Raw genomic sequence first — 25,203 nt, 5'->3', positions numbered from 1 at the left:
CTTAACTCGGCAATACTCATTTAACTCAACTTCCGATAGTGTGGCGGTTTCCAGTACAACTGCAAACTTCTCCTCACTTGACCACTTATCTGACGAACTCTCTTTTGTCACGTTTAAACCCGAGGTATTAAATTGCTTTTGCCAACTATACAGGGTTGAGAGGTTAATGCCTTCTTGCTCTGCAAACTTACGGACTGACAAATCACTTTGACTGAGCTTGTTTAATATTGCTTCTTTAAATTGACTTGAATACCTTTGATAATCCACTCGCTTTAACTTACCGCCCTCTGTTTATTTATAAAATTAATTGAGGCGACAACAATCCTGACACAGGGGGCAAGCAAGCATTAGCACAAGCGATTAGACATCAACATGGTTTAGCTTTGTTATTTATTGATTTAGATAATTTCAAACCCATTAATGATAACTTCGGTCACGAAACAGGCGATGCATTACTACAAGAAGTATCCCATCAAATTAAACAATCATTGCGTAAGGAGGACATTGTTTGTCGTTTCGGTGGCGATGAATTTATTGTCTTATTGCCGGTTTTAGGCCAAAGAAAGAAAGCAGCGGTTATTGCAAGAAAAATTTTAGCCCGTTTTAAAGAGGTAGTTGAGATAACCGACCACCGAGTAACGGTTGGAGCAAGTATCGGTATAGCGAGTTATCCTGAAGATGGTAAAGATGACAAATCATTAATATCTCATGCAGACGATGCTATGTATAACGTAAAGAATTTAGGTGGTAATAATTACCTATTTCATTCTGGTAGGGAAAATCGTTGTGGTTAATCAGCTCGAGAATGAGAGTATGGGTGTCACTAAATCAAACACTTAACATGGTATATGAGAATTATGTTTCTCGTCAATTCTCACTCTAAATGTGAATTCAAAGTAATTGTTTGATCTATTTTAAGTACAATATTCTCGACAGATTAGCATAGTGTCCTCTGTACTTAATGGTTCTTGAGTTAAGCCACAGACAATACCTTCTGAGCTTTTTTGATTAAACTTGCAATTTCGACACACACCAAAAGCATTGCGTCCTGCTGTTCTTTGATAATTCCTCAGTATTTCAGACAGTAAGGTAGCGGTATTGCTCTGGTCTTTACCTGACAATTGAGTGACAGCTTCAGTAAACTTTTTCGGAGGACAAGTTTCGGCTAAAAAAATATTACCGACTTCTGTCACTTTTAAATGAGTTATGCGTTTATCACTTTTGTCTTTCTCTCTGACAATTAGTTTTTTACTTTCCAACACTTTAAGTGATTGTGAAACAGTGCCTTTGGTCAAGCCCAAAAACTCAGTAACGGCCAACGTTGTATCCGAATACCGATTGCAAGTAGACAGATAATAAAGAGCTTCTTGTTGAACCGGTTGTAAACCTAGGCTCAGCCCTTCTGCGCGAGTCTCTTGTCGAAGTAAATTAGCTAAGCGCTCGATTAAATTAAATAGTTCATCATTCATAGCTTAATAGTATCGAGTCAAAACATATTTGACAAGCATAGATTTAACATGTTTAAATAAATATAGTTTCGATACGAAACTATATTTATTTAAACATGTGGAGAATATGAATGAAAAACTCAAACCTAATTATAGCTACGGCATTAAGCACTGCATTATTTACTACCAGCGGGCTAGCCCATAATAAACACAGTGGCCATATACAGGCTCCTGTATCACCAGGCGTTGCCACTGAATTTGATATAGTACATGCAAAAGTCACTACGCAAGGTTCACACTTAATCTTCCAACAAGCGGTAAAAGGACAGGTAGGTGCAAAGCTGCCTGTAGCTAATGGAAAATTAGCTGGTGCTGATGTATTTAGCTATGTCTGGCCAACATCATTAAATAGTGCAGCGGTTGGTTTTGAGGCTGACCAAGGTATTTTAGCGTTAGCGTTAACGGTCCACCCAGACTTTGACGATACACCTTTATATGATGAAGATAATGATGGAAACAAAAGCAACGACGGTGATAAGTGGCATAGTCACTGGGTGGTATTAGTACCTGACAATGCTTGTGGCGAAGGAGCTTTGAAAGTTAAAGATATTGAAAAAGGTAGTTCACCAGCGCTTCCTAAAACATGGCCAAATTTGCCCATATTTATTGATAGCCCTGGCTTTGATTTTTCCTTAGAAGGTTCAGAAGTGTTAGTAAGGGTTCCTCTATCTGCTATTGGTTTTAGTGACAACTTCTCATTTGATGGGGTTACAGCAGGGTTGAAGATAAATCAGCAAGTACACGCACCATTGTTATGTGTAACGGATGTTTTTGACATTGCTTCAGGTGACTTAAGTTTACCCGGAAAAAGCCAATAATCACAAGTTGAATGAAAAGGAAATATTATGAAAATTCACGTTTATGACACTCATGTCTACACTGCTACTGGTGATTATGTTCATTTTGATGTTCTAGTTAATGATGAGAATATTAGTCAGGTAAAACAGTATGCTGAAGATTACTTAGCTACTTTTGGCATACAAAGTGAGAATATAGAGCAAAGTCGCTGCAATTTTTGTCATAGTGAAATAGCCAATCCAGTAGTTCAAAAAAACATAACAACTCAAGGGCACAGTATTATTCGACTTTGAATATTTATATCAAAAAGTGATTTATGATGAGAGGTGATTAATGAACAAGCGCATATCTTGTGACGCCCATGACTATTTTGAGATTGTATGTATGCGTCGTAGCCAAATTTTGGTTTCGACTAACAGCAACGAGAAATACCAAGGAATGGCGTTTGATATTAATGTTATTGAAGATAAAGAAGTTCTGCTGATCAAAGAGGATTACATAGTTCATTATGTGCTTTTAACCAAAATTAAAAAGTTACAAGCCGTAGACAGTAAAATAGAGCAGCATAACTTTTCTGTGGAATGGCCATAATCTTAAAAATTTAAGAACATGCCAAACATAGCTTAACTCAAGATGAGAATTTAACCCTAAATGAGAATATCGGCAATATTCTCATTCCCGACAAGATTAACCAGTTGAGCTATTAAAATAACTATAGTTATAACTTTTAGTGCAAAAACTTTACTATTTGGTATTGATCTTTCTATAAAAACTGTCAAAGTAAATGTGTTGCTTTATTCTCACTTTATATTATTTAACTATTTATTGAGATAAAAATAAACGACAGAGGTATGGTCAGGCTCCCCTCTTATAAAAAAACCGGCCTTACAATTCGGCTTAACTTGCTATTTCAGCTAAAAAGTTAACATAACAATATTAATAAAGGAGTAGCGCTTCAATGTGTTCGATCTTTGGTATATTAGATATAAAAACAGGTGCAGATGCACTTCGTCCTCAAGCGTTAGAATATTCTCGTCTTTTACGTCACCGTGGTCCTGATTGGTCAGGCATTTATCACAGCGAACATGCCATATTAGTGCATGAACGTTTATCCATTGTTGATACTGAGCATGGCGCTCAGCCACTATACAACAGCGATAAAAGCAATGTTCTAGCGGTTAACGGTGAAATTTATAACCACAAAGCATTAGCCAGTAACTTAACTGTTGATTACGATTTCCAAACAGCTTCTGATTGCGAAGTTATTTTACCTTTGTATGAAGAGTTTGGTGTTGAGTTTGTTGACAAACTACAAGGCATGTTTGCCTTTATTTTGTATAACGAAAAAGACAATTCTTATTTGATTGCCCGTGACCATATTGGCATTATCCCGCTTTACACTGGTTATGATAGCGATGGTAACTTTTATGTTGCCTCTGAAATGAAAGCCTTAATGCCTATTTGTAAAACTGTTGAAGAATTTCCCCCTGGGCATATCTTAGATAGCCGCGTTGGCAAGCTACAAAAATACTACAAACGCAACTGGCAAGACTATGCTGCAATTAAAGACAATACCACCAGTACCACTAAAATTCGTGAAGCATTAGAAGAGTCAGTAAAAAGTCACCTAATGACGGATGTGCCTTACGGCGTATTATTATCTGGTGGTTTAGATTCATCATTAATTTCTGCCATTACGCAAAAGTTTGCTGCCCGTAGAATTGAAGAAAACGATTTAAGCGAAGCTTGGTGGCCAAAAGTGCACTCTTTCGCTTGTGGTCTTGCCGGCTCTCCTGATTTAATTGCCGCAAAAACCGTTGCTGACAGCATTGGTACAATCCACCATAGTATTGTTTTTACTGAGCAAGAAGGTATCGATGCGCTTAAAGAAGTTATTTATCATTTAGAAACTTATGATGTAACTACTATTCGTGCTTCGACTCCTATGTATTTAATGGCCCGTAAAATTAAAGCTATGGGTATTAAAATGGTACTTTCAGGCGAAGGTGCTGATGAAATTTTTGGTGGCTATTTATACTTCCATAAAGCGCCAAACGCACAAGCCTTTCATGAAGAGCTAAACCGTAAACTCGATAGATTGCATAAATTTGATTGCTTACGTGCTAACAAGTCTATGTCTGCTTGGGGTATTGAAGCACGTGTACCCTTTTTAGATAAGAACTTTATGGATGTTGCCATGCGCATCAACCCTGAAGATAAACTGTGTGGCAATGGAAAAATGGAAAAAGCCATTTTACGTGAGTCTTTTGAAGGATATTTACCTAAAGAGATTTTATGGCGTCAGAAAGAGCAATTCTCTGATGGTGTTGGTTACTCTTGGATTGATGGTTTAAAAGCCCATGTTGCAGCGCTAGTGACTGATCAGCAGCTAGAAAGTGCTAGCTTTAGATTTCCGGTGAATACTCCTGATAATAAAGAAGGTTATTACTATCGTTGTATATTTGAAGAACGATTCCCATTAGCTTCGGCTGCGGATTGTGTTATGGGTGGCAAGTCTGTTGCTTGTAGTACCGAAGAAGCTTTAGCTTGGGATGAAAGCTTTCAAAACAATGCTGATCCATCGGGTCGTGCTGTATTAAGTGTTCATAACGAGAGTTATTAATACCCCCTGGTAACGAACTCGCCTAACGAGAAAAAGTAAAAGCCGATATTTTAAAAACATCGGCTTTTTTGATTGTCTGAACGAATTAACAACAGGTTATTAGCCAAGTGTTAACAAATTATAAAAGGGCTCAATTAACGCTTGATTCATTGTTAACTGAAAATACTTTTTTACCTGCTACCCATGTTTGTAACACCTGACTTTGCCATATTTGGCTTGCCGGCATAGTAAATATATCATTGGCCAGCAGAATGAAATCAGCTTTTTTACCTGTCTCTAAGCTGCCTATTAGCTTTTCTTGATGACCCGCATAAGCGGCATCGAGGGTAAAACTTCTCAACGCTTCAACAGGTGTCATTTTCTCATCCGCATACCAACCGCCTTGGGGTGAATTATTGTGATCTTGCCTAGTAATGGCTGCATGTAAACCATAAAACGGATTGGGCGACTCTACCGGAAAATCTGAGCCGGCAGCAATAATAGCGTTACTATCAAGTAACTTTCGCCATGCATATGCACCTAAAATACGTTGCTCGCCAAGACGAGTAACAGCCATGTTTTTATCGCTAGTGGCGTGTGTCGCTTGCATTGAGGCAATGACATTAAGTGAGGAAAAACGAGGGATATCTACTAAGCGCAGCACTTGTGCGTGCTCTATTCTATGGCGTAATAACTTAGTGTTACTTTTAGCAATGCTTTGCTGATAAAGATCCAATATCAATTTATTAGCATTATCACCAATGGCATGAGTGTTTACTTGAAAGCCAGCGTTCATGGCAAAGCTAATATAATGCTGTAAGGTTTTATTATCATGTAATAATAAACCTTTATGTCCCGCGTGATCGCTATAATCATCTATTAAAGACGCTCCTCTACTACCTAAAGCGCCATCCGCTTGAATTTTTACACTGTTAAAAATAAACATTTCATTGTCAGTTTTAAAAGGGCCATCGGCTAATTGTTGTTGCCAGTTTTCGCTGGGTAAATACAACATGCCATTAATACGAATAATCATATTATTTTCACTGGCCAGTTCTTTATATAAGTTAATATTCTTTTGATCTATGCCGGCATCATGGACACTTGTTAATCCCAAACTTGCCAATGAATACATTGCTTTTGTTAACGCTAGCTTATCTTCTGTACGTGATGGTTGAGCGATGCTTGCTGTAATTAATTCCATAGCATTATCAATGAAAATACCGGTAGGTTGGCCATTTTCATCTCTTATTATCTCCCCGCCAGCCGGAGATTGACTCGCTGAAGTTATTCCCGCTAACGCCATGGCTTTAGCGTTTGCCCAGCCAGCATGACCATCAACTCGTCTAAGCCATACCGGTTTGTCCGGAAAAGCTTTATCTAAACTTTTAGCATTAGGGTAAGCATTATTAGACCATTGCACCTGGTTCCAGCCCCGACCTAGAACCCAGCTCAATAATGGATTATCTTTGGCATAAACTATTGTACGGTTAACGGCATCATCTTCAGAAAACGTATTAACCAGATCAACGCGCAGCAAACTGTGTCCATAGCCGAGTACATGACCATGTGCATCAATTAATCCTGGCAGCATCGTTTTACCATGGCCATCAATAACCACCACATCATTCGCTAAATCAACGACTTCACCTGCTTGATATGTTTTATTGATGGTGTCATTAGTAAACGAGATGGCAGAAAATTTCATTAAGGTATCACCACTAAGGGTGTAACCGTTTACATTCTTTATTAAGGTTGTTTGCGCCATCAGCGGCGTAGTGATGAGTAGTGAAGTAATGGCACTAATAAATTGAAGTTTCTTCATGATATTTCTATTTTTATTCTTATTTAGGAAAGCTGGGAGCTAATTAACCTTATCATACCCCTGACAACATATAAAAAAAATGCTTAAGCCTCAAAATCCTATTAAAATATGTTTCCTTAAAAATATTAGAGCCCCTTTAAAAATTCCAAAAATGTAAGAAAAGCCATTAATATTACTTTAATAAGTCTATTTCTCTGGCCTAATTCAGCTGTAGGTTAACTAAGTTACTATCTATAAATAAACAGTAATTAACCCAAGTAACATTTAGCGACTTAACTTTACATAGTAACTTAGGGTAAAATAACATCCTAAATCACCACCCCCTTGGGCAATTAAAGGTTATCACGTGACAGAAAAACATCTTATTTGGGATTTACCCTTACGCATTTTTCATTGGAGCTTTGCCATCACTATTTTGGCTAGCTGGTATACCTCAGAGCAAGACGGAGAAATGGTTGAATTACATATGCAATTGGGTTTCGTTGCCTTAGCGTTAATTGCCTTTCGAATTTTATGGGGTGTTATTGGGCCAAAACATGCGAGATTTTCCCAGTTTATCCCCTCACCTAAAACTCTTATCAGCTATTTACACCCAGCAAAAGAGAATAAAAAAACCCCTGGGCATAATCCCTTAGGTGCATTGATGGTAGTAATGATGATTGTGTTAATCTCTTTACAAGCCATTAGCGGTTTATTTATCAATGATGATATATTTTCCTCAGGGCCATACTACGGCAGTATTGGTAATGATTTAGAGAAAGTAATGGCTTTTATCCATCACAACACCTTTGACTTTATGATCGCAGCTATTGCTTTACACATTGGCGCTATTACCTACTATTGGCGCATTAAAAAGCAAAACTTAGTTCTCCCCATGATCACCGGAAAAAAAGCCGCTGATCAGGTAAGCGCTGTTGATGCTATTCCACATTCCAAACTTATTCTTGGCTGTATTGTCGCCGTTTGTTGTGTTAGTTTTGTTTATTGGCTGGTGATCATTAATGCACCGGTACTTGAAGAGTTTTACTATTAAATTCTAGTTAAATACCAGTTGAATTATCGCTAAAGGCTTGCTTAAGACTATCGCAGGTAACTGTTTTAACAAAAAAGGTTAGCCGCTTGGCTAACCTTTTTTGGGTTTTTTACTATTTAAACTATTTACACCGTCCAGATTACATAGGCTTCTATAGCTTTATTTCATATCATTGTTAAAGAAAAATAAATTTAGAGTCATTAAAAGTAGTGGCGATATTCGAACTTGAACTCTTGAAAGCTACTGTTGGCATGATCCTTACTTTCAATACGATGAAATTCAGCAGAGACCCTCAAACTATCATTATCACCAAGTTGTATACTTTGTTTAAAACTCACTCGACTGCGTTGGGTTTGATCAAACAAAAACTGATAATGCTCGGCTTCAATCATCAAGGTGCTTTTAGACCAGTAATGTAAAAAACCTAACTGTACCCCTGGTGCAACGGCGGCAAAACTATCAAGCTTACGATTAAACTCTAACCTGCCCGTGGCAAAAGCAAAAAAATGGCTGTTAGCCTGTATTTGGTAACTAACACCGCCACCACCTGAGCCTTGAGTGATGAGCACTTCCTTATCAACTGTCCATTGTTGCTCTACACTGATATTGGCTTTCCATGACCAAGGAGAGAAATAGCTGTTCCTTGGTGATAAAGAAACAATATCAAGTAATTCTGCTTTCTCTAGTTTTATATCACCGCCTTCATAGGCTCTGATCATGATATTGACCATATTTAATGACATACCTTGGTAATAACCCGCAATAGGGTCAAGTAAGTCATGATAGCTACCTCGGTATTTCATCTCTACGAAAGATTTTTCTAGGTTTTGTCCAAAACTAACGCCGAGCATTGATGTTTTATGGCCAAGATCTGGCCTCAAAGGCTCTTCAATAGGAATGATTAACTTGGTTGGGTTTTCGCTTAGTCGTCTCAGTAATAAGAAGCTTCGGCGTGTAGTGTCTTTAGGGCGACCATTAAACGTATTTTGGTAACGTAAATACCGATAGGCACTATCAACAATAATTTGTTGCTGCTCAAGAGGAAGACTAATAAACGCTGGTATTGTTAATACCTTAATATCTTTAGATAAAGCCAGTGCCAAGGCATTTTCATTCTCGCTCAACATGGCTAACTGTGTTTTTAGCTCAGTTAAAATTGACGCTCGGTAATGAGTCTCTGCGATTAAGTCTGCATCTTGCACGACCCTAACAGTATCTAATGGCATTGCCGTTACCGGAAAATTATTCGCTAGATACAAGCCAGGTCTAGCAACATCAAGTAACTCCAGTAAACGAAAGGAGCAGTTTTCATCAAAAAAGTAATATTCAAAGTTGATACCTTGTAATTCCCATATATGGGCTAACATGGCATCAATTTCATGCTGGTTTAAATTTAATTTATATTCCCATAAGTCTCTGTTTTCCAGGCGGTTATACTCTTTAATTTTTTCAAAATAAGGATTAGCAGCAAAATTACCTGGGTAGCCCCCCGTTAATCCTTTGGCCGCATATAAAAAGCCGGCATCGCCTTCGGGTACGGTCGCACCAAAATTCAAGGCATAAGAAAGGTAAGTTGAGTCTTGCTCAACATTTTCAGGATCAAAACGGAAAAAAGTATGGCCATACATAGATGAGGGACTATTGAGTTGCGCTGATGCAAAAACCAATACCACACTGGTAGTGCTGAGTTTGTTGCGCCAGTCTCGATATTCCTGACAATAAAAGGGTTTAACTTCTTTGCTAAGACCTTTAATGTTTTCTAATAAAAATAGCGTTCTTGCCGGAAATTTACATTGAGTATCGTCTTGCTTTTTTAAAGCCGCAATAGTGGCTAATAATTCACTTTCCGGGTTTGTTGCGCCGTCAGTCGCTAAAAAGAAACTAGCGTCATCAACATAACTTTGAATATCACTGCCTTCTTTTTGTGTATTGATATGTAATAACGCACGCCATTGCTCAGTTTGTGCTAATTGAGAAATATTCGTTGGCTGCTGCGCAAACGCTTTTACAGTCAACATAAAAAATAAAGATAAAGATAATAGCGATGCTTTTAAGGTCATAGAGATTACTTGCTAGAAATGTAGTGGTATTAATGAAAGTTGAAAAATATAAATTAACTAATTAAAAAAGGCTACCTGAAGCAGCCTTTTATCATCAAAAGAGCTAGAAACTATACTGTATATTTAACTAACGTTTCGTCATTTTTCATTAAAGAGAACATTGAGCTAACTACATGCTCAGTGGTTACTTCTTCTGAAGGGAATAATGTATTGAAGTTGTTATGAAGTGTCGACTTGAATAAAGCACGGTCTGCTTCTGATACACCTAAAGAAACAGCAACGGCTGTTAATGCTTCACCATCACCACGAGCAACGTCTTCACTGAACTCATCCATAATCATGCTAACATCAATCATTTCCTTACCGCCGTAAGTCAATGTACCTTTAGTTGAACAACCGTTAGTACCGAATGTCATACCAAAAGTATTGTTACCAGTTGAGTTGTTTGTTGTTGCCGCTAAAACATGACTAGGAGTGCCTGTTTGACCAGCGAAAAGCATGTTGCCCCAACCACAAGATTGGCTACCCGGTGCATCTGCAAGTGCAGAAGTCGATACTAATAAAGCAGAAGCAATTAATAATTTTTTCATGATAAATCCCTATATTTTTGTTAAATGTTACTAACTGTTAAAATTAACCGTGGTAAGTTTAATACATGTGATCTTTTAATTCTAGCGATTAAGTCATTAATTACATGAGAAATTTATCAGTGACTATCTAGTTTCCTATTAGTTTTTAACCGTTAAAAATTTCTTGTTCACTGCTCAGTACTCCCTAATAATGGCCAACAAAAAAGCCCTTGCAGATGCAAAGGCTTTTAAAGGCAAAGTCATTTTAACGATAATGCTATAAATTAATCTTTCTTAAAATCGTTGTGACAACCACCACACGTTTTACCAACACCACCGATAGCTTTTTTAATGGCACTTTCATCGTTAGATTTTGCCGCAGCAATTAGCTTAGCAGACGCTAAGGTTAGCTTGTCGATATCTTTGTTGAAATGGTCAGTTTCTTGCCAAATTTTGGCTAAAGCTTCCGTTTTAACATCGAACTTTGAAGTATCAGTACGTGTGTAATCAGCAATCATCAAAGATAATTGGTTGATGCGAGTGGCATTTTTTTCAACAATTGTTGCATCAACTGGAGTTTTTCCTTTCGCCATAGCGCCCAATGGCCCCATGTTACTTCCCAATAGCTTAAAGATAGATTGGCGTAACTCGGTTGCATAGACAGCGTGTTTTTCAGAGCTTGCTGGTTGCGCCATAGCTGCAGTGGCGGCGACTAAACTCGTTGCAACGGTAATAGCTAATAAACTTTTTTTCAGGACATTCATCGATACTTCTCACTTACATAATTATTATTGTGATGATTTTTCTTTTGATGGTATTTACTCGGCTAGTGTAGCGTAACCGCACTGCTAGACAAGCAACACTTTGTAACAAAACACAAAATTAGAATACTACAAATGGCTACTTAGCATTTCATCACTTACAAGCCGTTAACTATATCTTTAACTAACGGTGGTCCTTGATAAATAAAGCCGGTATATACTTGTACTAAACTTGCGCCAGCAGCTAACTTTTCATTGGCATCTTCACTTGACGCTATGCCGCCAACACCAATAATTGGTAGTTTGTTATCAAGGGCTTCACTTAATATTTTGATAACCTGAGTACTTTTATCTTTTACCGGTTGACCGCTTAAGCCACCTTGCTCGCCGCCAAACTCAAGACCTTCAACGCCTTCTCGAGATAAAGTTGTATTGGTGGCAATAACACCATCAATACCATTATCAATTAAAGACTTAGCAATGGATTTAACTTCATCTTCATTTAAATCTGGCGCAATTTTAACCGTTAGAGGGATATACTTGCCGTACTTATCTGTAAGTATTTTCTGCTCAGCCTTTAAAGCAGACAATAAGTCATTTAAGGCATCACCGTATTGTAGCGAACGTAATCCTGGAGTATTAGGAGAAGATATATTCACCGTTATGTACGTTGCTAAATCGTAGACTTTACGCATGCAGTGTAGATAGTCATCTTTAGCATTTTCTTCTGGGGTATCTTTATTTTTACCAATATTAATACCTAAAACACCTTTAAAGTTAGCTGCTTGTACTTGTGATACTAAGTAATCAACACCTTTATTGTTAAAGCCCATACGATTTATAATCGCGTTAGCTTCAGGCAATCTAAAAATACGTGGTTTATCATTACCCGGTTGAGGACGAGGTGTTACCGTGCCAACTTCAACAAAACCAAAGCCCATAGCAGCGAAGGCATTGATACACTCACCATTTTTGTCAAGACCGGCAGCTAAACCAAGGGGGTTAGGGAATTTTATCCCCATAACGGTTACCGGTTTATCTTGTACTTGTTGTTTATAAAAAACATTAAGAGGTGATTTACCTGTGTTTTTTAAGCCCTTAATTGTCAACTCATGGATGGTTTCAGCGTCAAACTGAAAAAGAACTTTACGAATGGCTGGATAAAACATAATGCCTCGACTTGTAAATAATAAAAATAAAAAATCCCCGCTAGGCGAGGATTTTATCAGTTAAAGCGAGCATTACAATATGCTAGCTCTGTTTGACCAAAATAAACTTAGTTAACAGTTATTTTGGTTTTTATTTAGCTGAAACCGGTTGGCAATTTAGGCTCAATAACATTAATTCACGTAACGCTACTGAGAATTTAGCGAAGTCATGAGACTGGCCGACTTTAAAGTCAGCCAAAATGTGCTTCCAACGCTCAAGTGGTTGCTCATTTACGTCAATCCATTCAGTAAGCAGTTGCTCTAAGTCGGCAAACTGAGCGTCACATTGACAGCGTAATACCACTGACGTTAATGAACGTTGTTGCCAATCTAACTCTTCTCTAAATGAAGCTCGCGCAAGTGCTTGCCAGTGGTTTGCCACCGGTTGGCGAGTAATTTGGTCTAGGAACCAATGTAACTCTAAACGTGCACCCAATTTGAAGTATAAGTCTGCTGCTTGCTCAACTGTACAGTTATTTTCCTGAGCAACTTCAGCAATATCCATGGTCGAGAACAAAGTGCTTAACTGTGCTAGACGCGTAGCAACAACTTTAGGCACACCAGCCTCAACTAAATCAGCCGCAACACGCTCTAATCCTTCAACTTCAGTACCGATCATAAAGCTAAATAACTTTTCAGACAAAATGGTAAATGTTGGTTGATACAAGGCAATCGATTCTGCGATAGAAAGTGACTTGTTACGATGACGTAGGAACCAACGAGTTACGCGACGAACAGTTCTGCGGTATTGGAACAGCATTTCAGTTTGAATAGCGGTAGATATTTGATTATCTAACACCTCAATTTGCTGCCAAAAGTCACCTAGTTCAAACACTGCACTGGCAATAGTATAACAATTAGCAATCTCGGCAATACTGGCACCGGTTTCTTCTTGCATACGATTAACAAAGTTAAAGCCCATATCATTACCAATTTTATTGGCAAGTTTGGTGGCAATAATTTCTGCACGCAATGGATGCAATTGCATCTCGGCTTGATACTGCTCACGTAACTGACGTGGGAAAGCTTCAATTAATAAACTGTTGTGATAAGGGTTATCAGTAATTTCAACATGAACTAAATCATCTTTAAGTACCATTTTACTGTAAGCAAGTAATACCGAAAGTTCAGGACGAGTTAAGCCTTTACCTTGGGCTAACCTATCAGCAATTTCTTCGTCATCTGGAATGTATTCTAGAGCGCGATTCAATTTCCCAGCTCTTTCAAGCTCATGAATAAAGCGTACTTGCTCTTTTAGCTGATTAGCACCACGCATAGCGGTGATAGATAACGAATGTGTTTGGCGATAACAATCTTCAATAACAATATCACCGACTTCATCAGTCATATCATGAAGGAGTTTATTACGTTGCTTAATGGTTAAATCACCATTTTGCACCAAGGTATTTAGTAATATTTTAATGTTTACTTCATTATCTGAACAATCAACACCACCGGCATTATCAACAGCATCGGTATTAATACGACCACCGTTCGCTGCATATTCGATACGGCCGAGTTGAGTTAAGCCTAAGTTACCACCTTCGCCAACCACTTTAGCTTGCAGATCTACACCATTAATACGTAGGGTATCATTCGCTCTGTCACCTACTTCTAAATGTGTTTCTTTGCTACCTTTAACATAGGTACCTATACCACCATTCCAAAGTAAATCGACCTTCATACTTAAAATGGCTTGCATTAAGTCAGTAGGTGCCATGCTTTGTTTTTGCGTACCGATCATTTTTTTGATTTCAGGCGTGAGCTTGATGGATTTCACATGACGACTGAAAATACCGCCACCTTTTGAAATAAGCTCTTTATTGTAATCTTCCCAAGTACAACCGGGTAAATTAAATAAACGTTCACGCTCTACATAAGAACTAGCGGCTTCTGGACTAGGGTCAATAAAGATATGCATATGGTTAAACGCTGCTTGTAAGCGAATATGTTTTGACAACAGCATACCATTACCAAATACATCACCCGCCATATCACCAATAGCGATACAGGTAAAATCAGTATTTTGGCAATCAATATCCATTTCTCTGAAATGACGTTTAACTGACTCCCAAGCACCTTTAGCAGTAATACCCATGGCTTTATGGTCATAACCAACACTTCCGCCTGAAGCAAAAGCATCACCTAACCAGAAGTTGTATTCTTCAGATAAGGCGTTGGCAACATCAGAAAAAGTTGCCGTGCCTTTATCAGCAGCAACCACGAGATAAGCGTCATCATCATCAAAACGAACCACATCTTTAGGTGGTACAACTTCACCGGCAACAATGTTATCAGTAATGTCTAACAAGGCACGAATAAAGGTACGGTAACACTCTTTACCCGCTTCGAAGATTTCTTGACGTGAGCCATTAGGTAATTGTTTACAGACAAAACCACCTTTAGCGCCAACCGGAACAATAACGGTATTTTTAACTTGCTGTGCTTTAACTAAACCAAGGACTTCAGTACGGAAATCTTCACTTCTATCTGACCAACGTAAGCCGCCTCGAGCAACTTTACCGCCCCGTAAATGCACACCTTCAATTTGTGGTGAATAAACAAAGATTTCAAATTTTGGTACTGGCTGAGGCATTTCGCTTATTAGCTCAGGAAGGATTTTAAATGAAATGTATGATTTATCTCCTTTCACCGGGTCTGCTTGGAAATAGTTAGTACGGATAGTGGCATTAATCAATTCGACAAAACGGCGAATAATGCGGTCATCGTCTAGGTTAGCAACATCATCGAGTGAACTCTCAATTTCTGCTAACAGTTTATTGGTTGCTTTTTCTTTCGCAGATGCAGTTGATTTACTTTTTGGGTCAAAGCGTAAAACAAATAACTTAATCAGTAATTCAGCCATATCAGGATAGCGAGAGAAGGTGTTTTCAATATAACTCTGGCTAAAACGACCACCAATTTGGCGTTCATACTTAGCAAAAGCTCGTAAAATAGACACTGCACGACCTTCAATACCGGCACCTAAAATAAGACGGTTGAAACCATCGTCTTCTAAATCGCCATGCCATACTTTGGCAAAAGCATCTTGGAAAAGCGTTCTAACTTTGTAAACATCGAACTTACCTTCACCGGTAAGGAACATAGAAAAATCTAATATCCAGCTTGTTTCACCATCAGCCGTTTGGATAGCATAAGGTCTTTCGCCAATAACACGTAGACCAAAGTTCTCCAACATTGGCAATACATCACTTAAGTGAATAGGTTCGCCGGTATGAAATAATTTTAATCTAACAAAACGGCTATCCGGCTTCTCTTCAAGCGGTTGATAAAAAAGCATTTCCAAATCATTTTCTGCGGTGAGGTTTTCTAATTTTTCAATATCAACAATAGCAGAGCCTGGTAATACTTCATCTTTATAAGCTTGTGGAAATTTAACATATTTACGGCTCAGGGCTTTCGCTGCAGCTTCACCACGATTAGCTCCTAAAGCACTGACAAGTTTATCATCCCAATTACGGGCGGCTTCGTTCAAATTCTTTTCTATTTCTTTCACGTCTATATCTGCTTTAGTTGAGTTAACTCGAACAATGTAATGGGTTCTAGCATGAACCGACTCTGAGAAGAAAGTTGTAAATTCAACTTCTTCATTACTGTCAAACACTTCTTGAAGTAAGCTTTGCGTTTCCATACGTAATTTAGTGTTGTAGCGCTCTCTTGGTACATAAACCATACAAGAGTAGAAACGATCAAAAGCATCACGTCGAACAAACAAGCCAGTATAGTCACGTTCCTGCATCTGCAAAATGCCGGTAACATTGTGCAATAGCTCTTCTACCGAAGACTGTAAAATTTCGTCTCTTGGATAGGTTTCTAATATATTAATGAGCGTTTTGTAGTTGTGAGTACCTTTGGCAAAAGGAGACGCTTTACATACGGCCATCACTTTAGAGTTAATAAGCGGTAAGTCTAGTGCGCTATTGGTGTAATAAGCGGAGCCAAAAAGTCCAATAAAGCGTTCCTCACCAACGACATTGCCTTTATCATCGAAGCGTTTTACCCCAATGTAATCAAGTTGCGCAGGACGATGAACACGTGAGTTTGAGTTAGTTTTAGTTAAAATAAGGTGGTTTTGACCAAGTGCTACTTCTCGACCTGTTGCGCTAAGGCTTGATACAAGACGTGATTTATTTCCTGGTGAGTTTTTCATTAAACCAAGGCTAGATTCAACATTGGCTTCTAATGAAATATCGCCCTTAACGGCTTTTACGTCATATGAGCGGTAGCCCATTAAAGTAAAGTTATTAGCCGCCATCCAATTTAGAAAACTTAAAGTGTCTTCTTTATGCGCTTTGGTGCCAGGGTACTTAGCTTTTTTAACATCCCCAATAACCTTCTTTAAACAAGCTAACATCGGCTGCCAATCACTGACGGTTAATCGGATATCTTCAACTACAGAGAGTAAGGTGTTTTTAATGCTACTTAACTCTTCTTCGGTAGATTGACGATCAATTTCAATTAAAAATATGGTTTCTTCTGAACTGGCTTTTACAAGATTATCAACAATAGGTGCTAATTCGGTCACTTCCAATTTTTTATCGCGAGTTATTTTTAGTGGCGCATTTAACATCAAGTGTGGTGATAAACCTAAGCGGTTTAAAGCGATACGGATAGAGTCCACTAAAAATGGCATATCTTGAATAATCACTTCGATAATAGTATGGCTAGACTTCCAACCATTCTTACTTACCGAGGGATTAAAAACATGGATAACAGGTGCATCATCTTTATGCTCGTTAAGTGAACTCCACAAGCTTAATGCCGCACCATACATGTCACTCTCATTACGGTGATCGAGATCTAATGAGGACATGTTGCCGTAAAGTAATTGGGCAAACTTTTCCACTAAGGGAGCTGTTTTACCATCTACTTTCTGTTGAATAATTTTTGCTACATTGCTAAGAATAACCGAGGGTGAACCGTTTACTAACGCCATGGATGTTTCCTTTTCCTTTTAAAAAGAAAGCTTGAAATAATTACTTTTGGTTTTGATAAAGGCTATTACTGTTAAGTAAACAAGTTACTAGAATAGAATTTATGCTTTATTTTTTTATATTTTGTCTATCAGAATAGACTATACAGTGGATTTTATGAATAAACTTAGGCTATTGCGAGTGTTTTTTTGTATTTTATTCAAGAGGTGGATAAGTAAATGAACAGTTTATTTTACAGTTAACAGTGTTTATGCAGTAATGATAAATAGATACTGGTTAAACGGCTTTTTTATTGTTTATTTATGCAATATTCATTACCGTTAATTGTTTTATTTCAGCAAAAAAAAAGCACTTAATAATACAGTTTTGTATTTAATTAAGTGCTTAATGTCATCTTTAATATAGAGCTATTATTCTAAACCTAACATGAACAATGAATTGTTCCGTAAAAGTTTAGCTTTTAGTTTGAGTTTTTATCGTTATTTTTATTTGACCATAAAAAGGCTGACAGTGCCGGTAAAATAATAATAGCCGCCAACATATTAACCAAGAACATGAAGGTTAGTAATATGCCCATATCTACTTGGAATTTTAAATCCGAGAAGAACCATGTGGAAACGCCTATCGCTAACGTTAAGCCTGTGATTAGCACAGCACTGCCTCGCTCTTTTAATGCCGCTAAATAAGCATCATGAACATTCATGCCCTCTTTAAGCTTAGTACTCATGGTAGAGAGTATGTAAATACCATAATCAACACCAATACCAACCCCTAAGGCAATAACGGGCAGTGTGGATACCGTTAAACCGATATCAAGTACTGTCATCAACCACTGAGCTAATGTAGAGACAACATATAAAGGCACAACCACAACTATTGTTGCTCTAATGCTTCTAAAACTAAGTAAACATAACGCTATTACCGCACCATAAACATAAAGCATCATAGGTAATTGTGCTTCTGCTACCGCTTCATTCGTGGCTGCCATAACCCCGACAGGGCCAGAAGCTAGCTTAAATTGAACTTGTTCGTTGCCTAATTCTTTAGCTGCTGCTTTCACCGCAACAATAACCGTATTGATGGTGTTTGCTTTGTGATCTTCTAGGAATAAAATCACCGGCATAACACTACAGTCATGATTTAACAGGCCACTTGAAGATGGTACCCGTGCAATCGACTGTACTAATGTATGTTGATTACGTGGAATAACTCGCCACTTAGGATTGCCTTCGTTATAACCGGCATTCACTAATTTAGATATAGACGCTAAGCTTACCGCAGATTGCACACCGGCAACGTTTTCCATCTGCCACTGGAACCTATCGATCGTAGCCATGGTATCGTAGTAGGTACAGGCATTTTCAGTTGTTTCGATAATAACAGACATATAATCGACACTGATTGCATACCTATCGGTAATTAAGAAAGTATCTTGGTTATAACGCGATGATTCATGTAGCGCAGGAGCACCAGCGTGTAATTCGCCAATTTTTAATGCTTGCCCTTGATAAAACCCTACCGCAAATAAAATAGCCGTAAGCACTAATATCACTCTTGCCGGACCTTTAGTGGCAAAACTAGCCATGAATGTCCAAACAGCACTTTCTTCAGTTAACTGCCCTACTTTTGCCGTCGTTCTTATTTTGGTATAAGAAAGCAATACTGGCAGTAGGATAAGGTTAGTTAAAATGATCATCGCCACGCCAATAGAAGCGGTAATAGCTAACTCTTTAATAATGCCAATGTCAATGGATAATAAGGTTAAAAAGCCAACAGTGTCAGAAACTAAGGCAACACCGCCTGGGATCAATAAGGCTCTAAAACTTGCTTGTGCAGCTGATGCCGGTGTTAAGCCAATAGCGACTTTTTTAACGACCGAGTTTATCATCTGTACACCATGACTAACGCCAATAGCAAACACCAAAAAGGGAATCAAGATAGACATAGGGTCAAGACCAAAACCCAGAGTTGACAACATGCCCATTTGCCAGACAACCGCTACTAACGAACACAGAATAGGTAGAATTGTTAAACGAACTGAATGACAGAATATGTATACCATCACCGCAGTAATACCAATGGCAAGCGCGAAGAATAACACCACACCTTTCGCACCTTCGGCAACATCACCAACCATTTTTGCAAAACCAATGATATGAACCGTTATATTATCGCGCTCAAACTCTTGACGAATTTCTTGTTCGAGCTGGCCCGCTATTTCTAGGGTATCTAACTTCTCACCAGTATCGGGGTTAATGTCTAATAAAGCCGCCTTAACCATGGCACAGCTGTAGTCATCGGCAACAATACTGCCTACTATGCCGGCTTTTTCAATATTAGCTTTAACAACAGCTAAACCTTGAGTTGTTGGTTGAAAGTCAGCGGGAATAACGGGGCCGCCAGCAAAACCATCTTCAACCACTTCAACAAAGCGTGTACTTGGTGAAAACAGTGATTTCACTTGAATTCTATCAACACCAGGGATGAAGAATAGTTTGTCATGCACACCTTTTAAGGCATCAAAAAAACCAGGATTAAAAATATCACCACTACTATCACAAACCGAGATGAGTATAGTATTCGCGCCACCAAAATTCGCCCTATGCTTTAGATAGGTTTTCATGTAGCTATGATTTAGCGGTATGTTTTTGGTAAACGAGGCATCAAGCCTAATTTGTGTCGCTTGAAAAAGAAAAAATGCACTGGTGATGATGAATAACATTAACACCAGGAATTTATGACGAAATAGGCTTACTTCAATACGACTAGCCAGAGAAATTTTCATAGTGATACATTCCGAACTTTATTATATTTAATGATTAAATTGCTTTTAAACGATTGTGTTTGTTAATTGCTCGGTAAACTCAATACCTTAATACCAACATCTGAAACGGCCAATAAACGCCCTTTAAACCATACACCAGCAATTAAGGTTTTACCGTCTTGTTGAGGTCTTTGGCTGAAGCTTTCACCATCATCGCTACTAACCAGTAACATGCCATTATTCCCTAAAACAAATATGCGTTCATCATCAGCAAAAACAATATCATTGAGCAATGCCGTGGTGTTTGTGGCTATTTCTTGCCATTGCTGGCCGTTTTTTATACTACGAAACACATGTCCACGTAAACCAGCAACTAAAATGTTACCACTTTGTGTTCTAGCCAATGAGAAAAATGAGCCCTGATAAAAACCATCAAATTTCTGCCAAGTAAGACCAAAGTCATTGCTTTTAGCAAGCAAGCCAGTTTCACCTAGCAGGAATAAAGTCCGTCCATCTTGCACTAACCCGTTGAAGTGCGGCAAAATGAAAGCTATTTCATCTAGGTATGCTTCTTCATCTTCGGCTTTGAGTTCTTTAATGTAGTCGACATCGTCGGCTAAGAGAAACTCTTGATGAAATTCACTGTGCCAAGTTGTACCGCCATCATTGCTGCGAAAAACTTGTCCATAGGCCCCTACAGCAAGGCCTTGTTGGGCATTCTTAAAATAAATATCAAGCAAGGGTTTTTCAAGTTCTGGTAAATATTGTTGCACTTGCCAGTTAAGGCCGCCATCTTGACTATGTAATATAGTGGCATCGTGACCAACAGCCCAACCTAAGTGCTCATTTAAAAAATAGACGCTGGTTAATGTTGCCTGGACTGGCACATTGGCTTGCTGCCAATTTTCACCATCATTTGACAACAAAATATGTCCATGTTGGCCAACAGCAACTAATTTATCTTGGCCGATGGGGGAAATATCTAATAATAATGATTTACTGGCTAAAGCCGATTCGGTTGCAGACGCTAAGGTAGCAGAAGTTACAGCTGAGTCTGCAGCACGAACGGAGGAAAGGGAAATAATAGAAATAACTGCAAAAGCAACTAATAAACGCATAACAACACTCTTTCTTTTTGATTTCTGAAAATAAAAATAGTAATAAAAATAAAGGTAAACTTAACTAAATTAAACTATGAACTAAGTAAAGTATGTACTAAACAAACACTTAATACAGCGCTAAAAAAAACGGCTAACATCTGTCAGCCGTTTCCATATTACTGATTATCTACGACCTTCTCGTCTTAGGGCCGCGGGAGTAAAATCTCGCTCATTTAGTTTAGTTGAGAAATCATACATCTTCGTTTCGTTATCTAAGCCAATGGCAATATAACGACGCGACTGCAGATCATGATAAACATCAAGTGTTGACCAAAGTGTCGGTACATCATAATAGTTAATAGCATGGGCTACAGCTACGCGATAAAGCTCATCACGATTATCATAAATATCAGTCACCGCTATTTGCCAGCTATCTTCATCGATATAAAAGACACGCTTTTTATAGATATGACGAGTATTTTCTTTAAGGTTAGCTTCTACCACCCAAACACGATGTTTTTCATAACGCACTAGGTCTGGGTTGATATGACCTGGCTGTATAATATCTTCATATTTAAGTTCATCACTATGAAGACGGTAGTCATTATAAGGGATCAACAATTCTTGCTTGCCTTTTAATGTCCAGTTATAGCGATTTGGCGCGCCATTATACATATCAAAATCATCAGTAGTTCTTAAACCATCTGCTGCTGTTCCAGGTGCATCATAAGCAACATTTGGCGCACGACGAACACGACGTTGACCGGTATTGTAAGTCCAAGCCTGACGAGGTGTTTTCACCTGGTCCATGGTCTCATGTACTAACAATGCAGTACCGGCTAAACGTGCTGGCTCGGTCACTTTCTGTTTAAATTTAAATAAAATATTAGTATTTTCTAGTTCCTCAGGTGAGGCGCCCTTAATACTGTAAGGTAATAATAATGTTTCTTTTAAACCAATATAAGTAAAGTTACCTGATGCAGTAGGTGCCGCTTGACCTCCAGAACGGGTGACTGATTCACCACGATAACGCAGGGTATGGTTCCAAATCGCTTCTAAACCATTGGCTGGCATAGGAAAAGGAATACCAACAGCAGCCCCTTGAATACCATTACCTTCTTTAACCAGCTCTGCACGTGAAGCATTAATACGCACAGCCTGATAAACATGTTCAGGGTAAGAAGCACTACGACGTGTTTGATAAATATTCATTTTATAAGTATCAGGATAGGTCTCAAATAACTTGATTTGACCTGGTGTTAACAGCCCTTTGTACTCAGCAACATTACTTGCAGTAATGGTGAATTCTATTTTATCATTAGGAAAAGGATCAATATGGTGATCACCAACCGTATATCCCGCAGGAGCTTTAGTAATACCGCCAGTCCACTTAGGAATTGAACCGTCTTTATTCGCTGCACGAGTTGCACCAACTGGCGTTAATTCCGATGACAATTTTGCCACTTGATCGCTAGGTACTTTAGCTAAAGCACCTGTTGATATGACCATAGAGATGGTCAATGATAATAATGTGACTTTATTCATGTTATTTCTCATGATTACTGCCTTAAATTAGATTGAATAACTTACGCTGAAAGATACATAGTCACGATCTTCCATCTGGTTGGTAGTGCCGACACCACCGAAGAAACTGTTGTAGTTTATATCTGCTGACCATTTACTTTGGTAATCAAATTTCAAACCTAAAGACATTGATTTTCGGTCTTCAATAAACATAAACAGTGGATCTGGTGTAATACCTTTAACATCATGAGCAAAGACAATACGTGGCGACATATTGATACCAGCAAAAACATTGGTATAGTCCATTTTAACTACCGCACGATAGCCCCAAGCAAATTCTGTTGGGAATGGGTTAGTTTCAGTACCACCTTGTAATACCTGCATAAGACCACCGGTGCTACCACTTCGCGCAGTACCTGGACCATTTAAACGTAATTCACTTTGCTCAGGCATATCATTAATATTGATGCCACCAATTTCAATTAGACCAACAAATTGACTTGCACCTAAAGTAGGACCAAACAAATGTGTTAAGGTCGCTTGTGCTTGCACGGTATCGGATAAAATATATCCTTGTGATGTTTGACCTGGTTGGTATGGCGTGCCATCAGCTTGTACCATTTGCGAGACACCGTCTAAAGCGGCATATGCTGGGCTACCTGTATTAGCAAGTTGCTGTGGTACCGCTGCAAAAAGCAATTCAACATCGTCAATTTGCATTGGTTCATCTTGACGATAGCTCACTTCACCAGCAAAGGCAGTCGTGCCGATAGTGGTGTTAAAGCTCATCGCATACATTTTGATGTCTTCTGGATAATCCAGTTCAACACGAGAAAAAGTATTTAATTCAGTATAATTATCTTCGGTAATTTCATTAACCGCTAAATAACCAATATCCCCCGCGACAGCACCAAAATCTGCGGTGACGCCTGAAAATATTGGACGACGGCTATGATAATTTACATGATACAAACTAATTTCAGTATCATTCAGTTCAGGAATAAACCAAGATAAACGCAAACCATATTGGCCACCATCATCTGGTTCATTTTCAGCTTTAGAGCCTGGCGCTCGGAGCGTCATGCTGCTAGCATAAGCTGAATACATTGCTCCAGCTTGAGCTTGAGCCGTAGCAAGCGCTTCAGGATCACCGCTAGCTGCAGCTGCTCTGACCATATCACCGATATCATTTAAGCCACCTATTAGGTAATCTAAATTCACATCAGGATTACCGCCAAAACCTAACTGAACATTATTATATTGTCCACCATCACCGGCAAAATCATTGGTTGAAAAATAGCTACCTGGTGGTGGTAGTATGGTCTTTTCCCAAGAGTACTGATAATAGGCTTCAACGTTGAAGTTATCAGTTATGCCCAATGAGCCCCACAAGGTACCAACCGGAATAAAAGCTTCTTTTAATTCGGCGCCGGGCGCACGTAAACGCGCAATATCAACAGCATTTATCTCACTAATGCCATGAGAAATTAAGGTACTTTCACCCCAGCTAATCACTTGATCACCAAGACGTACAGAGAAAGGCATTTCAGCTATTTCAAAGTCGCCATAAACATAAGCATCAAGTAGACGAACATCTTTACAGACCTGCTTTTTAGCTTCACTGTCACGGCAAGGGTCGAAAACATTCCCCGTAAGCGCATTAGATGAAGCTCTATCGTCATCCATCATGGCATAATCATAAAAATACATACCACGAACAAAAATACCGACATTTTGATAATGAATATCTAATTCATGCACACCTTTGAATATTTTAGAGAAACTTTCACCGGCATTATAGTTTAAGTTGCCAGCATCACCATTGGTAGAATAGCCACCAGCACCAGGCCAGACATCTTCTTTTATTGGGTTTGGCGCATAGACTTTGTAATTACTGAAATCTACATCATTGTTGGCATTGTTAGACTTACCTACATTGTCATTCCAGTTTCTATTTTCTGTGCGCCAGCTTGAGCCGATGCTAAAGGTAGAGTCAAAACTGATCTCTACATCACCTAACTCAAATCTTGCTGCTTGAGCAGTACCAACTAATGAAGTTAATACTGACAATGAAAGCGCGGCAGCAATACCTACAGCTAAAGGTTTTTTGGCAAAGCCATGTTGAGGCTTGTGTTTCATCTATTCTCTCCCCTATTCAAAACATGATACTAAAAGATAAAAGTTCCGTGAAAGTTCATCTCTATAAATGTAATCAAAAGTTAGTTTTTGTTTTATTGTTTATCTAACGGCAACAATAATTACATCATTTGACTTAGGTAGCAAGCGTAAAGGTGAGAGTTAAAGCGCTATATTTTAATGACTTGCATTGAAACTACCGAAGGTTTAAATACCATGTTTAAAACTAGCGTTTAAAAACAAATCATTACAAAACGTTCATTGTTTTATAAGTTGATGAAATAACGCTGATTTGTTAAAGCTATGACAGCAAAGACACAAACAAAATGGTCAGACCACTGTTTCAAGTGTTTACTCTAT

At 38.5% G+C, this 25,203-nt stretch carries 17 protein-coding genes and 1 pseudogene; 6 read left to right on the top strand and 12 right to left on the bottom strand.

Features of this window, described 5'->3' with window-relative positions; translation table 11 throughout:
* Window positions 1-267 (bottom strand): transposase (locus HRT50_RS05180; RefSeq protein WP_291612034.1); only part of this gene is annotated, 267 nt, incomplete at its 3' end.
* 83 nt (window positions 268-350) lie between these two features.
* Between HRT50_RS05180 and HRT50_RS05175 the strand changes: the two are divergent.
* A pseudogene (locus HRT50_RS05175) lies at window positions 351-794 on the top strand (diguanylate cyclase); the annotation flags it as partial.
* Window positions 795-914: 120 nt separating this feature from the next.
* Here HRT50_RS05175 and HRT50_RS05170 read toward each other — a convergent pair.
* Entirely contained in the window at window positions 915-1,469 is a 555-nt protein-coding gene (locus tag HRT50_RS05170) for a MarR family winged helix-turn-helix transcriptional regulator (RefSeq protein WP_291612033.1), read from the bottom strand.
* 110 nt (window positions 1,470-1,579) lie between these two features.
* Between HRT50_RS05170 and HRT50_RS05165 the strand changes: the two genes are divergently transcribed.
* The 4 genes from HRT50_RS05165 to asnB all read left to right on the top strand — a co-directional run bounded on the left by HRT50_RS05165 (window position 1,580) and on the right by asnB (window position 4,929).
* Entirely contained in the window at window positions 1,580-2,326 is a 747-nt protein-coding gene (locus HRT50_RS05165) for a hypothetical protein (protein ID WP_291612030.1), read from the top strand.
* A gap of 27 nt (window positions 2,327-2,353) precedes the next feature.
* A complete protein-coding gene (locus HRT50_RS05160; protein WP_291612029.1) occupies window positions 2,354-2,599 on the top strand; it encodes a DUF2024 family protein in 246 nt (81 codons plus the stop codon).
* A 40-nt stretch (window positions 2,600-2,639) separates the two neighbouring features.
* Complete coding sequence (locus HRT50_RS05155) at window positions 2,640-2,897, top strand: Rho-binding antiterminator (protein ID WP_291612027.1); 258 nt, start codon at window positions 2,640-2,642, stop codon at window positions 2,895-2,897.
* A 367-nt stretch (window positions 2,898-3,264) separates the two neighbouring features.
* Window positions 3,265-4,929 carry an asparagine synthase B gene (gene asnB / locus HRT50_RS05150; RefSeq protein WP_291612024.1) on the top strand — a complete coding sequence of 555 codons (1,665 nt, stop codon included), beginning with the start codon at window positions 3,265-3,267 and terminating at the stop codon, window positions 4,927-4,929.
* Between the two features lie 130 nt (window positions 4,930-5,059).
* Here the strand turns inward: asnB and HRT50_RS05145 are convergent, their stop codons facing one another.
* Entirely contained in the window at window positions 5,060-6,733 is a 1,674-nt protein-coding gene (locus HRT50_RS05145) for an amidohydrolase (protein WP_291612022.1), read from the bottom strand.
* 346 nt (window positions 6,734-7,079) lie between these two features.
* Between HRT50_RS05145 and HRT50_RS05140 the strand changes: the two genes are divergently transcribed.
* The gene (locus tag HRT50_RS05140) at window positions 7,080-7,766 is read left to right on the top strand and encodes a cytochrome b/b6 domain-containing protein (protein WP_291612020.1); all 687 of its coding nucleotides are present in this window, start codon (window positions 7,080-7,082) and stop codon (window positions 7,764-7,766) included.
* 200 nt (window positions 7,767-7,966) lie between these two features.
* On the opposite strand, the gene HRT50_RS05135 is transcribed toward HRT50_RS05140, so the two are convergent.
* The 9 genes from HRT50_RS05135 to HRT50_RS05095 form a co-directional block, all read right to left on the bottom strand.
* Window positions 7,967-9,826, bottom strand: coding sequence for a DUF4105 domain-containing protein (locus HRT50_RS05135; RefSeq protein WP_291612018.1), 1,860 nt, complete (start codon window positions 9,824-9,826; stop codon window positions 7,967-7,969).
* A 110-nt stretch (window positions 9,827-9,936) separates the two neighbouring features.
* Complete coding sequence (locus HRT50_RS05130; protein ID WP_291612017.1) at window positions 9,937-10,416, bottom strand: DUF3015 family protein; 480 nt, start codon at window positions 10,414-10,416, stop codon at window positions 9,937-9,939.
* A gap of 263 nt (window positions 10,417-10,679) precedes the next feature.
* Window positions 10,680-11,159 (bottom strand): cytochrome c, encoded by a 480-nt coding sequence (locus tag HRT50_RS05125; RefSeq protein ID WP_291612015.1) that lies wholly within the window; start codon window positions 11,157-11,159, stop codon window positions 10,680-10,682.
* Between the two features lie 155 nt (window positions 11,160-11,314).
* Window positions 11,315-12,325 carry a quinone-dependent dihydroorotate dehydrogenase gene (gene pyrD / locus HRT50_RS05120; RefSeq protein WP_291612012.1) on the bottom strand — a complete coding sequence of 337 codons (1,011 nt, stop codon included), beginning with the start codon at window positions 12,323-12,325 and terminating at the stop codon, window positions 11,315-11,317.
* A gap of 130 nt (window positions 12,326-12,455) precedes the next feature.
* Window positions 12,456-17,321 (bottom strand): NAD-glutamate dehydrogenase, encoded by a 4,866-nt coding sequence (locus HRT50_RS05115; RefSeq protein WP_291612010.1) that lies wholly within the window; start codon window positions 17,319-17,321, stop codon window positions 12,456-12,458.
* A gap of 458 nt (window positions 17,322-17,779) precedes the next feature.
* Window positions 17,780-20,104: an MMPL family transporter gene (locus HRT50_RS05110; protein ID WP_291612008.1), complete on the bottom strand. Its 2,325-nt coding sequence runs from the start codon at window positions 20,102-20,104 to the stop codon at window positions 17,780-17,782.
* Between the two features lie 62 nt (window positions 20,105-20,166).
* Complete coding sequence (locus HRT50_RS05105; protein ID WP_291612006.1) at window positions 20,167-21,201, bottom strand: YCF48-related protein; 1,035 nt, start codon at window positions 21,199-21,201, stop codon at window positions 20,167-20,169.
* 165 nt (window positions 21,202-21,366) lie between these two features.
* Window positions 21,367-22,728, bottom strand: a complete 1,362-nt coding sequence (locus HRT50_RS05100; protein WP_291612004.1) for a DUF1329 domain-containing protein — start codon at window positions 22,726-22,728, stop codon at window positions 21,367-21,369.
* Window positions 22,729-22,755: 27 nt separating this feature from the next.
* Window positions 22,756-24,846, bottom strand: coding sequence for a DUF1302 domain-containing protein (locus HRT50_RS05095; RefSeq protein WP_291612002.1), 2,091 nt, complete (start codon window positions 24,844-24,846; stop codon window positions 22,756-22,758).
* Between the last annotated feature and the right edge of the window lie 357 nt (window positions 24,847-25,203).

The organism is Colwellia sp., from assembly GCF_013215345.1.
Taxonomy (GTDB): Bacteria; Pseudomonadota; Gammaproteobacteria; order Enterobacterales; family Alteromonadaceae; genus Colwellia.
This window is presented reverse-complemented; position numbering and strand designations above follow the sequence as displayed.

Excerpts from the sequence above, each read along its gene's own strand:
- HRT50_RS05165 (WP_291612030.1), top strand. The coding sequence starts at position 1,580 with ATGAAAAACTCAAACCTAATTATAGCTACGGCATTAAGCACTGCATTA.
- HRT50_RS05125 (WP_291612015.1), bottom strand. The coding sequence starts at position 11,159 with ATGAATGTCCTGAAAAAAAGTTTATTAGCTATTACCGTTGCAACGAGT.
- HRT50_RS05155 (WP_291612027.1), top strand. The coding sequence starts at position 2,640 with ATGAACAAGCGCATATCTTGTGACGCCCATGACTATTTTGAGATTGTA.
- asnB (WP_291612024.1), top strand. The coding sequence starts at position 3,265 with ATGTGTTCGATCTTTGGTATATTAGATATAAAAACAGGTGCAGATGCA.
- HRT50_RS05135 (WP_291612018.1), bottom strand. The coding sequence starts at position 9,826 with ATGACCTTAAAAGCATCGCTATTATCTTTATCTTTATTTTTTATGTTG.
- HRT50_RS05095 (WP_291612002.1), bottom strand. The coding sequence starts at position 24,846 with ATGAAACACAAGCCTCAACATGGCTTTGCCAAAAAACCTTTAGCTGTA.
- HRT50_RS05115 (WP_291612010.1), bottom strand. The coding sequence starts at position 17,321 with ATGGCGTTAGTAAACGGTTCACCCTCGGTTATTCTTAGCAATGTAGCA.
- HRT50_RS05160 (WP_291612029.1), top strand. The coding sequence starts at position 2,354 with ATGAAAATTCACGTTTATGACACTCATGTCTACACTGCTACTGGTGAT.
- HRT50_RS05170 (WP_291612033.1), bottom strand. The coding sequence starts at position 1,469 with ATGAATGATGAACTATTTAATTTAATCGAGCGCTTAGCTAATTTACTT.
- HRT50_RS05145 (WP_291612022.1), bottom strand. The coding sequence starts at position 6,733 with ATGAAGAAACTTCAATTTATTAGTGCCATTACTTCACTACTCATCACT.
- HRT50_RS05110 (WP_291612008.1), bottom strand. The coding sequence starts at position 20,104 with ATGAAAATTTCTCTGGCTAGTCGTATTGAAGTAAGCCTATTTCGTCAT.
- HRT50_RS05130 (WP_291612017.1), bottom strand. The coding sequence starts at position 10,416 with ATGAAAAAATTATTAATTGCTTCTGCTTTATTAGTATCGACTTCTGCA.
- pyrD (WP_291612012.1), bottom strand. The coding sequence starts at position 12,325 with ATGTTTTATCCAGCCATTCGTAAAGTTCTTTTTCAGTTTGACGCTGAA.
- HRT50_RS05105 (WP_291612006.1), bottom strand. The coding sequence starts at position 21,201 with ATGCGTTTATTAGTTGCTTTTGCAGTTATTTCTATTATTTCCCTTTCC.
- HRT50_RS05100 (WP_291612004.1), bottom strand. The coding sequence starts at position 22,728 with ATGAATAAAGTCACATTATTATCATTGACCATCTCTATGGTCATATCA.